Origin of the sequence: Paenibacillus lutimineralis (assembly GCF_003991425.1) — a bacterium.
Taxonomy (GTDB): domain Bacteria; phylum Bacillota; class Bacilli; order Paenibacillales; family Paenibacillaceae; genus Fontibacillus; species Fontibacillus lutimineralis.
This window is the reverse complement of sequence record NZ_CP034346.1, coordinates 5,583,042-5,597,394: the sequence shown is the minus strand read 5'-3', so window position 1 is coordinate 5,597,394 and position 14,353 is coordinate 5,583,042. Positions and strand designations below refer to the sequence as shown.

The following is a 14,353-nucleotide window of genomic DNA, read 5'->3' as shown; positions in this document are numbered from 1 at the left end:
GCTGTTGCTGTATGTGGATATTGGGTCCCTAAATGCTCTTACTTCAAGCTCCCGGTAGGGAACTTGAACAGGTCGTCGACTTTGACCGGTTGGCCAGTACGGATGGAGCGATTGGCTGCAATGCCGGTCATGATCGACATTGCTCCGTCGATATGTGAAGCGGCACGGTTGAAGCGATCCTCCTGCTTCTTATCGAAAATATCCCCCAGCATAACTGGGTCGCCACCGCCATGGCCGCCGACGCCTTGCTCAATCTCAACGCGATATGGCGCTGCGAAGTGAGGGTAGATCATGATGTCCATGCCCTGTAATGCGCCTTCATCCGCCTTATCGCCACCGGAATTGACGTAAGATTGCTCGGTGATTCGTACTTCCATACGGCCCTTTGTACCATTGAATACGATGATGAAGCCTTCCCATGGCAGGTAAGCATTCAGCGAATAGTTCATCACCGTCTTGTTCTTGTATTTGACCATCACGCTCATCGTATCTTCAATACTGATATTGTCTCCGAATACGCTCTGATCGCGTTGGTAGCCATCCTCATGCTCGGCATCGAGGTACATGCTCTTCAAATGCTCATTCTGGTCGAGATGGATCGCGAACGGATCGTCCTTTGCCGCTTCGCTGCCGTAAGCGCGTTGATAAAATTCAGTAACTCCACGCTTCTCAGCATTCTCCCTGCCATAGAAGCGTAGATCGCCCATGGCAAATACGGTGTCTGGTCTGGAATCCAGCCAGAAATTCATCAGGTCGAAATGGTGTGTAGACTTGTGTACGAGCAGTCCGCCGCTGTTCCGTTTATCGCGATGCCATCTACGGAAGTAATCGGCGCCATGCTGGGTGTTAAGCAGCCATTCGAAGTTGACCGACAGAATTTCGCCGATAGTTCCATCCATGATCACTTCACGAATCTTCGTATTATGCGGCGCATAGCGGTAGTTGAACGTCACGCGCAGGTTCCGCCCGGTGCGTTCGATTGCATCGTAGATCTCCTGACATTTCTCTTCATCCACTGTCATCGGCTTCTCGGAGATGACGTCACAGCCGAGCTCCATCGCGCGGACGATATATTTATGATGTGTACGGTCAATCGAGCATACAAGCACGAAATCCGGTTTTGTATCCCCGATCATCTGATCGAATTTCTCAGTCTTATAAGTAGGAACCTCATGATAATGGTATTTCTCTTGTAATAGTTTATTCGCATAATTCATTCTAGTTTGATTGACATCGCAAATCGCGACCAGCTCTGAAGTCTCTTTGAAAGTAGTTACCAACTCACTATAGAAAAACTCTGCTCGACCTCCGGTACCTACGATGACGTATTTCTTCTTGGACAAGATGATCACTCCATTTACATTGGTATAAATCTATTTTATAGTATATGAAATGCAAGAATCTAAGCATTTATTAGTCATTTCAATAAAAACTATGCATATTTTATCCAAAATTTCATGTTCAAAAAGTTCAGTTTTCAGCACCGAGAAGGTAGGGATGTTCTGTGAGTACAACACCATACTTTGCTGTAGAGCAGATCAAGCGAACCGGCCATTTTAATATGGATTCCGATCATTTTCATGAGAGCTATGAAATCTATTATTTACTGTCCGGAGAACGGTACTACTATATTAATGATCGGGTTTATGCTCTGCAGGTCGGCGATCTGCTGTTCATTAACAAGAACCATTTACACCGAACGACAAGCAAGGGACGGTCCTCCCATGAGCGGATATTGGTTAATTTCGATGACCTGTTCATTGAGCCGTTGCTGGGCCGGGGAGTGGGGGAGCTGCCTCTGTATCACGGGGAGAGCTTCTTGCTTCGTCCAGATGTACATGAGCAGGGGCGGATTGAAGATCTGTTCCATACCATGCTGCGTGAGCAGAAGGAGGCAAGAAGCGGGTCAACAGAATATTTGCTTGCTTTGCTTCTACAGATGCTAATTCTTATGACCCGTATCCGCGAAGCCAAGCCGGAGCCGGTTCCGCCTGAATCGAGCGAGAAGCAGCGCAGAGTGTACCGCATCATAGAATATCTGAATAAGGAATATATGCAGAAGCTGACTTTACCGGAGATTGCTGAGCAATTCTATATTAGCGAGACCTACCTTTGCCGTATTTTCAAGCAGACTACGGGCTTTACCGTCATTGAATATTTGAACTATATTCGAATTCGGGAAGCGCAGACCCTGTTGCGGGAGACGGATGATAAGATAACGAGGATTGCTGAGGAGACGGGCTTTGACAGCATTGCTCATTTCGGCAGGGTGTTCAAGCAGATTGTGAAGCGTTCTCCGCTGCAGTACCGCAAGCAGAATCAGATGTAAAGGTGAAGAAATACTTCGTGGAAGGCATATCGACGACGGGGTTGAAGGGGGAGGAGATATAGTAAATCCCGATGATTGCGATAATCATCGGGATTTTAATTTTAGATTTAAGATTGGATAGGGGCGGCCCTCGCCATCGGTCGGTTTCTCGCCGACAACGGTAAAGCCGCTTTTTAAGTAGAACCATGAGGCGTTCTCATTGTCTTTATTCACATCCACGCTCGTTACTCCATAATCGTCGATCAAAGAGCGGATAATTTGTTTCCCCAACCCTTTTCCGGTAAGATCGGGATCTAGAAATAACATTTCGAGATGGGATTCATGAACCCCTGAGAATCCGATGAATCGATCTTCAATATACCATAGCCGTACATCAAGATGTGGAAAGTATAAAGGAATCTCTTCCTTTAGCTTGAGCCTATCATCGACAGCCAAGAAATGATGGGTAACTATAACAGACCTCTCCCATAGATCCAGAATAAGACCATAATCCTTCTCCGATGCTTTTCGATTATGCATGTTAGTTGTCTCCTCTCATATGGCTTGTTGTTATTATAGCATCTCAAGTAAGAATCAGGATGATTTCAGCTTTTTCATCGGGAAATAAAAAAGATGCTCCCTAGTACCTGTCCGGGAGACATCTTATGAATGTTAGCTAGCATCTGCTTATTTACTCTGGACGTGCAATCGCGAAAATTCCACCTAGCTTCGAATAGTTGTTGCCAGCAAGGCGGCTGACCGGCTTGAGCTTCTCGGCATCAATTCGCCCATTCTCGTACAGATTGTCCTCGATATGGAAGCATACGACCTTGCCTATAATAAGGTCACAGGTCGGGGATGAAGGCGTTCCGCCCAACTCAATCGCTCTCTCCAGCACGCATTCCATACGGATTTTAGCTTCAGCTATACCTGGGACTTTGATCTTTTCGCTGGGGACGGTGGTGAGCTTGGCAAGTTCTACTTCACTCTCTTCCGGCGGAAGATTGGCAGCCGTCTGATTGATCGCTTCGATATAATCCTCATCTGAGATATGAACGACAAACTCTCCCGTCTCCATGATATTTCTTGAAGTATCCTTATAATCGCCTTGTTTCCGTTGAATCGATACAGAGATCATTGGCGGGTCTGCGGTCACGACATTGAAATAGCTGAACGGAGCGGCATTCACTACGCCAGCATTGGACTGTGTTGTAATGAACGCTGTAGGGCGCGGGATGATGCTGCCAATTAGCAGCTTATAATTGTCTCTTTCCGCCTGATTTTCCGGGTAGATCGTTAACATAGGTCACCTCTGCTTGTGTAGTATTTTAGTGTACCCTGGGATTCGGATTCAATAAGAAAGCGGACCAGGGAAGGTAATTCAGACTGATCGATCAGGCTCATGCAAAAATCAATCCGTTTGAATCTCTAACGAAACTATAGATCGCTATTTCGCCAAAAACAGCGAGGAAAACGAAACTCCATATCGTTAGTTGAGAGAAATGCAGACTTTAGGCCACCTTTTTGCTTCAATAGCGATACTCAGTTTCGTTACAATTCGGAGCAGCCTTTTTCGGCCTAAATAGCGATACCCAGTTTCGTTAGAGAAGTCAATGATTGTAGGAGTTTCTGGAGTACGACACTCTATTGCTAATGAATTGATAAATTAAGTAACTTTATAAAAGTAAGTATAACACGACATTTTTTAAAGATAAAGCTATCCATGGGGAAGGATGAACTCACAGATGATACGATATTTCCAGCAAACATGGTATATTAGCACCAGCATATTATTTTTTAGGATAAAGGAGAGATTCCTGTGTATAGTAAGCTGAGTGCCTATTGTACCTCCAAAAAAGGGGCGGCCCAAGATTATCCATTCGGCCCGGAGCCCCTCGTGATGAAAGTGGGGGGGAAGATGTTCGCCCTTCTGAGTGAGCATGGACAGCAGGACACGGTGAACATCTCATTGAAATGTGATCCGATCATTGCCGAGAACCTACGGGAACAGCATAAATGCGTAGTAGCAGGGTATCATTTGAACAAGAAGCATTGGAATACAGTCATTGTGGACGGCAGTCTTCCATTTGCGGATCTGCAGGCGATGGTCGACCATTCCTATGACCTTGTATTCCGCAGTCTGACGAAGAGCGAGCGTGAATCCATCACGAAGAACCTGAGAATAAAATAGTAGGCAGTACGGATTATACATCATTACACATTGCTAAAAGACAGGAGTTGATTGCATGAAAAACTTGCTAGTACGTATCTATGGATATGGCTCTGAGCAGAGGGTTCCAACGTATCTTTGCTTAGAGCCTGTCACATACTGAGCTGGAACTCTCTGCTCCTCTATATATCGCAATAAGCTATATAGATGGGAGTAGAAAGATGAAATACCAGAATGCACAATCGATATTACCAGAGGAACTGATACGCAGTATTCAACAATATATCCAGGGCGACTATTTATATATTCCGATCCGACAAGAGAAGAAGCGGCAATGGGGGGAGTGTTCCGGTTATAGGCGAATGCTTCAAGAACGGAATGCCGAGATCCTGCAAAGCTTCTGTTCAGGAATATCGGTGAAGGAACTTGCACAACATTATTATTTAAGTGAGCGTAGCGTAAGAAGAATTATTCACGAACAGCGAGGCGGACGACTTTGATGCTGGGTCATGCTTGTCCTTTTCCCTAGCTATGTTATCGGCTAAGCTTAGTCTTGAACAACATAGATCAAGGAGGCAGCTATGAATAATTATCATTTACTCCATATCGAATTTGAATATGGCGGGCACAAGCAGGTGATTACTCCAGTTCTTCTGCAGGATGAGCGGGATACGATTCTCATTGACTGTGGTTATCCTGATTTTATGCATCTGTTGGAAGCTGCGGCTGACAAGCAGGGCATCGCCTTCGAGTCGATTACCAAGCTGATCGTGACACATCACGACATCGATCATATTGGTTCCCTTGCGGAGATCAAGCGGACTTATCCGCATATCAAGATCATTGCACATGAATTGGATGCACCATATGTTGACGGAACGAGACGTTCGCTACGGCTCGAGCAAGCGCAATCCACCCTCAATGCTATAACGGATGAAGCCAAACCGCAGGCGGAGCAACTTATTCGTTCGCTGCAATCGCTTGAACCGGCGCTTGTCGATCAGACGGTCCACAGCAACGAACTTCTGCCTTGGTGTGGGGGAATCGAGATTATTCATACGCCCGGCCATATGCCAGGTCATATCTCGTTATATCTACCCTCCAGCAAAACATTAATTGCGGCAGATGCCGTAGTTATTGAGCAGGGTCAGCTGAATATCGCCAATCCACAATTTACTCTTGATTTGGAAGAGGCTGTACGCTCTGTCCAGCGTTTGCTGGATTATGATATAGAGCGTATCATCTGCTATCATGGTGGTCTCTATAACGGAGATGTAAAAGCAGCCCTGCAAGAGCTCGTCCAGAAATATACATCATAGGTATACTCATTTAAGGCCTTCTTTTCGTTAGACGAAAGGAAGGCTTTTTGATATTTGTATTGCTGGCGCGGGTGGGCTTGATGAGAGATTGAGTTTGTAAATAGATAGTGATATGATAAATATCATAGTGATAGTATATCTATCATTATTTATATCGACAATTTACTTACCAATCACAAAGGGGATGTAAGTATGGCAAGCATGACAGGTAAAGTAGTAATCATCACAGGTGCAGGAAGCGGTATGGGCCGTGAAGAGGCTATTCTGTTCGCCAAAGAGGGAGCTAATGTAATAGCTACAGATATTAATGAAGCCGCAGTGCAAGCTGTAGTTCAAGAGATTGAAGCTGCGGGCGGGCAAGCAGTCGCTTATGCACACAATGTAGCTTCTGAAGAAGAATGGGTAAAGGTCGTAGACGGAACCATACAAAATCACGGTAAAATCGATGCTCTCGTAAATAATGCAGGTGTATCTTTGCCTACCGGATTACTGGATACAACGGTCTCTCAATGGGATAAAGTGATGGATATCAATGTAAAGAGCGTCTTCCTGGGAATGAGATATGTCATTCCACATATGCAGAAGAAGCAAGGCGGTTCGATTATCAATATATCTTCGATCGCCGGATTGACGGGTAGTAGTGGTGCAGGTGCATATACGGCATCGAAGGGAGCGGTTCGGATGCTGAGCAAAGCGGCGGCCGTTGATTTTGGTAAGGATAATATCCGTGTGAACTCCGTTCACCCTGGCTTTATCGAGACTCCAATGAGTTCGGATCTGATTAAAAATGAGCAAATGCTACAATGGTTCTTGATGCAGACGGCACTGCCACGCGTAGGTGAAGCTTCTGAAGTAGCTAAGGCCGTTCTGTTCCTTGCTTCGGATGCATCTTCTTATATTACGGGGATAGAGTTGCCTGTAGACGGCGGCGTAACTGCCAAGTAAGCTGCAGGATTTGAATATAGCTATCATCGGTGGTTTGATCTCGGTGTTATACCGAAGTCGAGCCGCCGATTTTTTTTGCATATTTTGTGGCTGCTGACCTTTGATAAACGGGCACATAAAAGGAATTTGTGAAATAGTGAAAAAAATAAATTGATTTCGAAACAACAATACTGTATGATGCATAGTATAAATCATATACTGTACGACACATAGTAAGTATGTTGAAAAAGAGGTGTACTTCATGAGTACTCTACTGAATTCTCTAATAACTGAGCTTAGACGAGGGACATTGACCTTAGCCGTATTAAGTCAATTGCGAACGCCTCAATATGGATATTCACTAGTGCAATTGCTAGAGGAGTCCGGTATTGGAATTGATCAGAGCACGTTGTATCCCTTGCTAAGGAGGCTTGAGAAACAGGAACTGGTCACCAGCAGCTGGGATACAAGCGAGAGCAGACCGCGTAAGTATTATGTGCTGAGTGAATATGGATTTGAGATCTATAGGCAATTGAAGCAGGAGTGGTTGAGCAATTCGAAAGAACTGTATCACTTATTAGAAGAGGGGGATGACGATGGATCTGATTAATATTTACATTCAGGAAGTCACTAGGCGACTGCCGGAGAAGGATCGGGACGATGTATCGATGGAGCTGCGATCCACGATCGAAGATATGCTACCGGATGATTATAACGAGGATGATATCAAGGAGGCTCTTGCGAAGCTGGGCAACCCAGCCGTGCTAGCCAGCGGCTATTTGGATCAGCCAATGCATTTGATTGGACCACGTTATTATGAGATGTACGTTTCATTACTGAAGATAATATTACCGATCGCCATCATTATCTCGGTAATTTCTACCGTTGCTGAGCATCTGATCAATTATAGCGGCGGTGAAGAATTGAATGCAATGAGCAATACTTTTGTGAATCTGATTGTTGAAGGAATCGTCGGCTCATTCGGAGTAATTACTCAGGCATTTTTCTGGATTACGGTAATTTTTTGCGATTATTGAGCGGGCAGATGTGAATAAGGGGACTGAGCTACCCACCTCCAAGTTTAAACAATGGAAGCCGGATGATTTGAAGAAGCTTGCTCATATTCCCAAGAAGAGAGCAATCTCTAAGGCTGATGTATTTGGAAGCTTACTATGGACGACGATCTGGGCAAGCCTATATTTCTATGCTGCTCATTTTGTAGGTGTATTTGTAGGTGTATATCTGAGAACAGAGAACGAGATTTTACTGAAGTATCCAACGTTTAACCAAGAAGTACTGCTTCAATATTGGCCGCTTATACTCATTCTGGCCGGACTAGAGGTCGCTTTAGCTTTGTATAAATATATCGTCGGTCAATGGACAACGAGATTGGCGATATTTAATATGGTAGTTCAACTGATAGGTATTTTTATCATGACCGTCATCCTACTCAACCCGAATCTCTTCAATGCAGACTTTATCGCTTATATGGCTGATTTGTTTACAGTTAGTGTCGAGGGTTTTAAAGCCGGCATTGTTAGAGGAGGCATTTTCCTCTTTATGTTGTTCGGTGCACTCAGCGTCATTGGGGGATTCCGCAAGGCAAAAATCCGTTAACGGCTCATAATAAAGGGGTTATCTCGTAGGTAGAATGTCTACTACAGAGATAACCCCCTTTTTATTATGAGAATACACCTGGTGGAACTGAGAACTTCTAGCTTAATGATATCTGTGGTGCACGGCCCTCTGGCATATGCTTAGGCTGGTCACGGATGATCGTCCCGTCCTCAAGATGCAGCCAGGTATCGAAGCTGCGCTGTCCCTCCGTTAACTGAATCACCCGAGCGCCAGTAGCGAACGGCTGATTCAAGTAAGCGTTCCGGGTAGTCCGTCCGTAACAGAGACGTATTCCGTGGAGTGTCCCCCAGAAGTCGTTGCCGTGGTCATGACCGACGAAGGTACCCATGATGTCGCCCATCTCAACCATAGCCGCGAAGAATCCTGTATTCAATGGTGGGGCGCAGATTAATCGCTCCAGCTTTTGTCCATAGCATATGGTGAAATCCCAAATATCACTATATTCAGGCAGTGGGATATGAAAGAATCCGAGCGAAGGCAGTGGTGATCCGCCATGATTTGCTGTCAGTTGATGGGAAGTCCTTGTATACCAGTCGATCTGAGTTCTTCTTATCCAATCGTAATAGCCTACCCCGTGATGCACTAAGGGAGAATAGCTTCCTGTGTCGAGAAAATAAAGTGTTGCAGCAGGCAAATGATGTCCATCCAGAAGCTCAAGCACGTAGTTGCCTGAGCCGTGTACACCTGGCGGATCGGGCTTCGCGTAACAGAATTTATGCACTAACTGGAGCTTGTGCAACTGCTCTCGTGTGAAATCAGGCGCCTCGGAATCATGGTTGCCGAATACAGCTGCCCAAGGAATCTGCAGTTCCTCCGGCACCGCAACAGCATCACGGAACGCCTGTACCGGGTCAGGACTCTTATTGCTGGCAATAACATCTCCGGTATACACTACAAGGTCCGGGCGTTCTGCCTCAAGGATAGCCCGCATCATGGCACTCATTCGTGCTTCTTCCTCACACGGCTCACAGAATTCCGTGTCCGTGAACTGAACAATCTTGAACGTTCCATCCCCCTTGAAATGCAACTGCTTTCTCATCCCGCACAATCCTCCCTTTTCGCTTTTGCTAACGTGCAACAGCTAACGAAACGTGGTATCGCTATTTGCGCCCAAAAGGACTGTCCCCAATTTTAACGAAACTGGGTATCTCTATTGGAGCCAATTTGAGGCCCAAAGCCGGGATTTACCCGGAATAACGATATGGTGTTTCGTTAAAAAATTTTCACCGCTGTTTCTGCGAAAATAGCGCTCTGTAGTTTCGTTAGACGAAAAACGAGCAGCTAGTTCCCAACTTACTAAGTACGTACGATTAGCTGAACAAAGAAGCGGGAAATTTGCCATCCCAATTCGCAGGCAGTTCAAAACCAAGAGCATGAAGTGCGACTGCTGCAGTATCTACGATGAATAGCTCAGGAAGAACAGTACCTGCAGTTACCCCAGGACCAGCGCAGCCCCAGAATACATTCTTGTCCATTGGATGATCGCTGCCGTGGTCATGCTTATTAGCTCCACCGCCGCCATGATCCGTAAGGAGAATAACGAGGCTGTCCTCCAACAGACCTTGCTGTTCAATTGCGCGCAGTATGCGTCCAAATAGCTCATCCATTTTGGTAATAGCTTTGAGATAATTTGGTGAATCAGGACCATAGCCATATTTATGACCAGAGGCGTCTGGGTCATCGAGCTGCATATAGAGTAGCTTAACGTCGCTGTTGTTGTGAATATAAGTCTCGATAGCGTCTACGAGCTCATCGTCCGGCATTGCTTCCTTGTGAACATCGAGCCCTTCCTCAATGATCCCGCTGATGATAGGTGACCAGCTAGAAAAGGCTGCAAGCTTGGCTTCAGGTTGGGCTTCCCGCACAATTCGAAAGATCGATGGATATGGGGAATTTGCAGGATAGGCCTGAGTGGAAGCTATCTCATTATTTAATCCGTGCTTCTCCGGAACTACGCCATGAAGTATGGAGCCCCAGCATTCCGCACTGATCGTAGGCGATTGGGCCTGGGCCATATATGTAACGGCTCCGTTACTTAAGAATGCATCAATATTTGGCGTGTCCGTATGCTGAATGAAGTTCCCTGCTCCGTCCATTCCTAGTATAAAGACACGTTTAATCTGCTTGGTGTTCATGATAGAATACCCTCCTCAATAGATGTATGAAGCGATATCACGCCCTTAGCATAATGATCGTGGATAGGACTGTCAATGTCTTTTATTGACTTGTTATACGCTTGTTTTTGACTTGATGAGAAGAAGTCACGAACGTGTTATGAGAAAGTCATCAAGATGGTGGTTGAGTCTAGACTGAAATTCTAGAATGGGTAATGTAAGGGTTTACACAACATCGTGGAGGGGTGGGAGCGTGAGTAAGCTATCACGGTTAAAAAGAGATGTAAAAAAGTATAAATGGCTGCTTCTAATGACAGTGCCGGGGATTATCTATTTGTTCATCAACAACTATATTCCGATGTACGGCGTTATCCTTGCCTTTAAAGATTACAACTATGTGGATGGGATCTGGGGCAGCGCCTGGTCCGGACTGGACAATTTCAAATTTCTGTTCAACACGGAAGATGCTTATATCATTACCCGAAATACGCTTCTATATAATACTGTCTTCATTCTATTAAATCTCATCCTATCGGTTCTGATCGCGCTCCTGATTAATGAGATCAAGGATAAAGTGATCAGCCGTTTCTACCAGAGCACTTTCTTGCTCCCGCATATCATTTCAATGGTCGTTGTTGCGTATCTCGTATTCAGCTTCTTGAATGCAGAGAACGGGCTGGTGAACAGACTGTTGTTCAAGTGGTTCAGTATGGATGGCATCTCATGGTACGGAGAACCGAAATATTGGCCTTACGTTCTCGTTATTGTTAACGCCTGGAAGAACGCCGGATATTTATCGATTATTTATTTTGCTTCCATCATTGGTATCGACAAGGAATATTACGAAGCGGCTACGATCGACGGGGCAAGCAAATGGAAGCAAATGACCCGGATTACGATACCGTTGATTATGCCGGTCATCGTCACCATGACCTTACTCGCGGTAAGCACGATACTTCGCTCAGACTTCGGTCTGTTCTATCAAGTGCCAATGAATACCGGCGCGCTTATACCGACCACACAGACCATCGATACGTTTGTATACCGCGCGATGCTCCAATCGGGAGACATCGGAATGTCTACGGCAGCGGGCTTCTATCAATCTGTAATCTGCTTCTTCTTAATTCTAATAGCCAACGCCGCTGTTAGACGCATTAATAAACAGAGTGCCTTGTTCTAGGGCGGGGAGGGAGAGAACAACGTGAGAGAATTAAATATATCGAGACGAATCGGCCCTACGATGATTCACCTGTTCTTCTGGTGCTTCACGATCATATCATTGGTACCATTTATCCTCATATTCATGGTCTCTATTTCAAGCGAGGATTCTATTTTGCAGAAGGGGTTCTCCTTATTCCCCAACGAGATCAGCTTCGAGGCTTATAAGTTCTTGTTCAATGATTTCTCTGAAATCGCCCGGGCGTATGGAGTTACCATCATTGCTACTCTTATAGGTACCGTCGTAAGCCTATTGATTACGGCACTCTTCGCCTATCCGTTATCACGGCCGAGCTTGCCATTCAGACGGACGCTATCCTTCTACATCTTCTTCACGATGCTGTTCGGTGGGGGACTCGCACCTTGGTACATTACTTATGTCAATATGCTCGGAATTAAGAATACAATCTTCTCTATGATTATTCCGAATTTGCTATTAAGCGCCTTTAATGTGCTCTTGATGAGAAGCTTCTTCTCCACGACTATCCCGGAGACGGTGATCGAATCAGCGACGATTGATGGAGCAAGTGAGATTACGATCTTCTTCAAGATCGTCGTCCCGCTATCCTTGCCGATTATGGCGACGATCGGACTCTTCAACACGCTGGCTTACTGGAATGATTGGTATAACTGTATGCTATTTATCGACAAGCCGGATCTGTACAACATTCAATACTTGATGACGAAGACGCTTACTAACATTCAATATCTGCTGATGAAGTCCAATAGCTCAGCCCAGGTTGGAGAGCTGCTGGCAAAGATGCCGCGAGAGTCAGTACGAATGGCACTAGCGATCGTCGGGGTGGCTCCGTTATTGTTTGCCTATCCGTTCTTCCAGAAGTATTACATCAGCGGAATTACGTCTGGTGCAGTAAAAGGTTAGACAAGACAGAAATATAGAGTTCATTCCTTGAAGGAGGTGGGGCTGAGCGCCACGAATAAGATTTACTGAATTCCGGGGGATTAGGTTAGTACAAGTATGATTTGAGAGGAGAACAGCACAAATATGAAGAAGGCATTTCATTTACTGTTCGTGATTATGCTGTGCGGAATACTGGTATTGACGGGATGCGGCAAAGGGGATTCCAACAAGTCGGCCAATCCGGGGGACACTTCTGGCAATAAGACAGAGGCGGGAAATAAAGAAGGAGCCAGCGCACTCAGCCCGTATAAAATCACGATGGTCTATCCGGCTGGAGCGGCTAAGGATCTGCAGCTTGTCCAAGACGAAATGAGCAAGTATTTGACAGAGAAGATTAATGCGACGATTGAGCTGAAGCCGATCGAGTGGGCGTCCTGGGACGACAAGACGAACTTGATGAAGGTCTCGAATGAACCGTTCGACCTGATGTTCACAGCTAGCTGGTTTTCGTATGCGAAGGATGTCGCCAAAGGGCAATATATGGAGCTGGACGACCTGATGGCTGAGTATGGAAAAGACATCCCTGGCGTTCTTGGCGATGACTTTATCAAAGGAGCAAGAATCTCCGGTAAGCTTTACGCCCTTCCTACCAAGAAGGAATTCGGTCAAGGCTTCGGCTTCCTGCTGGACAAGAAATTAGAAGATAAATATGGATTTGATATTAATGGTGTGAAGTCTCTTGAAGATATGGAGGTAATGTTCCAGACGATTAAAGAGAAGGAGCCGGGCGTAATTCCTATCGTATCAAGAAAATTTACGAATATTTGGGAAGCAGCCAACTATGATGGGATCGTGGCAAATTTGAGTATCCCCCGGGGAAGCACCGAGATTAAGGCGATTGATACGCTGGAAGACCCTAAATTCATTGACTTCTACAAACGGATGCATCAATGGAGTCAGAATGGCTGGTTTGACAAGGATATTCTGACTTCGGATTCAGATCAGGGCATGAATATGATCAAAGCAGGGAAGGCCTTCGCCGTTGCTCAATCGTTGAAGCCCGGTAAGGACAAGGAGATGAGCATCAACGCTGGCGTGGAGCTGGTTCAGGTTGAGACGGCGGAGCCATTCACGACAACGGGGGACGCCCAAGGCGCGATGCTTGGTATTTCTCGGACTTCGAAAGACCCGGCAAGGGCGATGATGTTCCTGAACATGCTCTATACGGATCCGGTGCTGTTGAATATGCTCGATTGGGGCATTGAAGGCAAGCATTATGTGAAAGTCAGTGACAATGTTATCGATTATCCAGAGGGTGTTAATGCCGATACAGAGGGTTATCCTAACCCAGGCGGTTGGATGTTCGGCAATCAGTTCAATTCTTATCTATGGGTGAACGAAGATCCGGGTAAATGGGAGGAATTCCAGAAGTTCAATGACAGATCGGAGCGTTCCATTGCGCTAGGCTTCTCCTTTGACCAGGAGCCAGTTAAATCGGAAATGGCATCAATTGAGAATGTAAAGAAGGAATTCGAAGATACCTTGCGATCTGGAGCAGTGGAGCCGGAGCAGCTGATCGAGAAGTGGAAGGCGAAACGCAAGTCAGCTGGCTTTGACAGAGTAAAGGCTGAGGTCGATAAGCAGTTGGCTGAATGGGCTGCAACACAGAAATAGATAGTAGTGGAAGGCGAACTTTTGAACAACCTCTATAAAGGAATTCTGAACCGGGACGAGAGTAGTCCTAACTAGGGATTCCTTTTTGTCCTACCGGAATTTATACTCGGTGTAGATGGGCCTTGA

The 14,353-nt window shown here is 45.8% G+C and carries 14 protein-coding genes and 1 pseudogene; 10 read left to right on the top strand and 5 right to left on the bottom strand.

Annotation, left to right across the window (positions count from 1 at the left end; translation table 11 throughout):
• Window positions 1-38: 38 nt before the first annotated feature.
• Window positions 39-1,343, bottom strand: coding sequence for a Gfo/Idh/MocA family protein (locus tag EI981_RS24835; protein ID WP_127002811.1), 1,305 nt, complete (start codon window positions 1,341-1,343; stop codon window positions 39-41).
• Window positions 1,344-1,504: 161 nt separating this feature from the next.
• Between EI981_RS24835 and EI981_RS24830 the strand changes: the two genes are divergently transcribed.
• Window positions 1,505-2,329, top strand: a complete 825-nt coding sequence (locus EI981_RS24830; protein WP_127002809.1) for a helix-turn-helix transcriptional regulator — start codon at window positions 1,505-1,507, stop codon at window positions 2,327-2,329.
• 84 nt (window positions 2,330-2,413) lie between these two features.
• Here the strand turns inward: EI981_RS24830 and EI981_RS24825 are convergent, their stop codons facing one another.
• A complete protein-coding gene (locus tag EI981_RS24825) occupies window positions 2,414-2,848 on the bottom strand; it encodes a GNAT family N-acetyltransferase (protein ID WP_127002807.1) in 435 nt (144 codons plus the stop codon).
• 151 nt (window positions 2,849-2,999) lie between these two features.
• Entirely contained in the window at window positions 3,000-3,611 is a 612-nt protein-coding gene (locus EI981_RS24820) for a flavin reductase family protein (protein WP_127002805.1), read from the bottom strand.
• 516 nt (window positions 3,612-4,127) lie between these two features.
• Between EI981_RS24820 and EI981_RS24815 the strand changes: the two genes are divergently transcribed.
• From EI981_RS24815 to EI981_RS24790, 6 genes and pseudogenes are all read left to right on the top strand, one after another.
• A complete protein-coding gene (locus tag EI981_RS24815; protein WP_127002803.1) occupies window positions 4,128-4,499 on the top strand; it encodes an MmcQ/YjbR family DNA-binding protein in 372 nt (123 codons plus the stop codon).
• 200 nt (window positions 4,500-4,699) lie between these two features.
• A complete protein-coding gene (locus EI981_RS24810; protein WP_127002801.1) occupies window positions 4,700-4,978 on the top strand; it encodes a CD3324 family protein in 279 nt (92 codons plus the stop codon).
• Window positions 4,979-5,059: 81 nt separating this feature from the next.
• Window positions 5,060-5,797 carry an MBL fold metallo-hydrolase gene (locus tag EI981_RS24805; RefSeq protein WP_127002798.1) on the top strand — a complete coding sequence of 246 codons (738 nt, stop codon included), beginning with the start codon at window positions 5,060-5,062 and terminating at the stop codon, window positions 5,795-5,797.
• Between the two features lie 192 nt (window positions 5,798-5,989).
• A complete protein-coding gene (locus tag EI981_RS24800) occupies window positions 5,990-6,742 on the top strand; it encodes an SDR family NAD(P)-dependent oxidoreductase (RefSeq protein ID WP_127002796.1) in 753 nt (250 codons plus the stop codon).
• Between the two features lie 241 nt (window positions 6,743-6,983).
• Window positions 6,984-7,331 carry a PadR family transcriptional regulator gene (locus EI981_RS24795; protein ID WP_127002794.1) on the top strand — a complete coding sequence of 116 codons (348 nt, stop codon included), beginning with the start codon at window positions 6,984-6,986 and terminating at the stop codon, window positions 7,329-7,331.
• Window positions 7,318-8,338, top strand: a pseudogene (locus EI981_RS24790) (HAAS signaling domain-containing protein). Before EI981_RS24795 ends, EI981_RS24790 begins: the two are co-directional and overlap by 14 nt.
• Before the next feature lie 97 nt (window positions 8,339-8,435).
• On the opposite strand, the gene EI981_RS24785 reads toward EI981_RS24790, so the two are convergent.
• Both EI981_RS24785 and EI981_RS24780 read right to left on the bottom strand, forming a co-directional pair.
• Window positions 8,436-9,398, bottom strand: coding sequence for a metallophosphoesterase family protein (locus EI981_RS24785; protein ID WP_127002792.1), 963 nt, complete (start codon window positions 9,396-9,398; stop codon window positions 8,436-8,438).
• A gap of 271 nt (window positions 9,399-9,669) precedes the next feature.
• Window positions 9,670-10,494, bottom strand: coding sequence for an alkaline phosphatase family protein (locus EI981_RS24780; protein WP_127002790.1), 825 nt, complete (start codon window positions 10,492-10,494; stop codon window positions 9,670-9,672).
• Window positions 10,495-10,783: 289 nt separating this feature from the next.
• On the opposite strand from EI981_RS24780, the gene EI981_RS24775 reads away from it, so the two are divergent.
• The 3 genes from EI981_RS24775 to EI981_RS24765 all read left to right on the top strand — a co-directional run bounded on the left by EI981_RS24775 (window position 10,784) and on the right by EI981_RS24765 (window position 14,227).
• Window positions 10,784-11,653: an ABC transporter permease gene (locus EI981_RS24775; RefSeq protein WP_193556518.1), complete on the top strand. Its 870-nt coding sequence runs from the start codon at window positions 10,784-10,786 to the stop codon at window positions 11,651-11,653.
• Between the two features lie 60 nt (window positions 11,654-11,713).
• On the top strand, window positions 11,714-12,574 hold the full coding sequence (locus EI981_RS24770) for a carbohydrate ABC transporter permease (RefSeq protein WP_193556517.1): 861 nt from the start codon (window positions 11,714-11,716) through the stop codon (window positions 12,572-12,574).
• 123 nt (window positions 12,575-12,697) lie between these two features.
• Window positions 12,698-14,227, top strand: coding sequence for an ABC transporter substrate-binding protein (locus EI981_RS24765; protein ID WP_127002784.1), 1,530 nt, complete (start codon window positions 12,698-12,700; stop codon window positions 14,225-14,227).
• Window positions 14,228-14,353: the final 126 nt, after the last annotated feature.

Excerpts from the sequence above, each read along its gene's own strand:
- EI981_RS24825 (WP_127002807.1), bottom strand. The coding sequence starts at position 2,848 with ATGCATAATCGAAAAGCATCGGAGAAGGATTATGGTCTTATTCTGGAT.
- EI981_RS24820 (WP_127002805.1), bottom strand. The coding sequence starts at position 3,611 with ATGTTAACGATCTACCCGGAAAATCAGGCGGAAAGAGACAATTATAAG.
- EI981_RS24810 (WP_127002801.1), top strand. The coding sequence starts at position 4,700 with ATGAAATACCAGAATGCACAATCGATATTACCAGAGGAACTGATACGC.
- EI981_RS24805 (WP_127002798.1), top strand. The coding sequence starts at position 5,060 with ATGAATAATTATCATTTACTCCATATCGAATTTGAATATGGCGGGCAC.
- EI981_RS24800 (WP_127002796.1), top strand. The coding sequence starts at position 5,990 with ATGGCAAGCATGACAGGTAAAGTAGTAATCATCACAGGTGCAGGAAGC.
- EI981_RS24795 (WP_127002794.1), top strand. The coding sequence starts at position 6,984 with ATGAGTACTCTACTGAATTCTCTAATAACTGAGCTTAGACGAGGGACA.
- EI981_RS24785 (WP_127002792.1), bottom strand. The coding sequence starts at position 9,398 with ATGAGAAAGCAGTTGCATTTCAAGGGGGATGGAACGTTCAAGATTGTT.
- EI981_RS24780 (WP_127002790.1), bottom strand. The coding sequence starts at position 10,494 with ATGAACACCAAGCAGATTAAACGTGTCTTTATACTAGGAATGGACGGA.
- EI981_RS24775 (WP_193556518.1), top strand. The coding sequence starts at position 10,784 with ATGACAGTGCCGGGGATTATCTATTTGTTCATCAACAACTATATTCCG.
- EI981_RS24770 (WP_193556517.1), top strand. The coding sequence starts at position 11,714 with ATGATTCACCTGTTCTTCTGGTGCTTCACGATCATATCATTGGTACCA.
- EI981_RS24765 (WP_127002784.1), top strand. The coding sequence starts at position 12,698 with ATGAAGAAGGCATTTCATTTACTGTTCGTGATTATGCTGTGCGGAATA.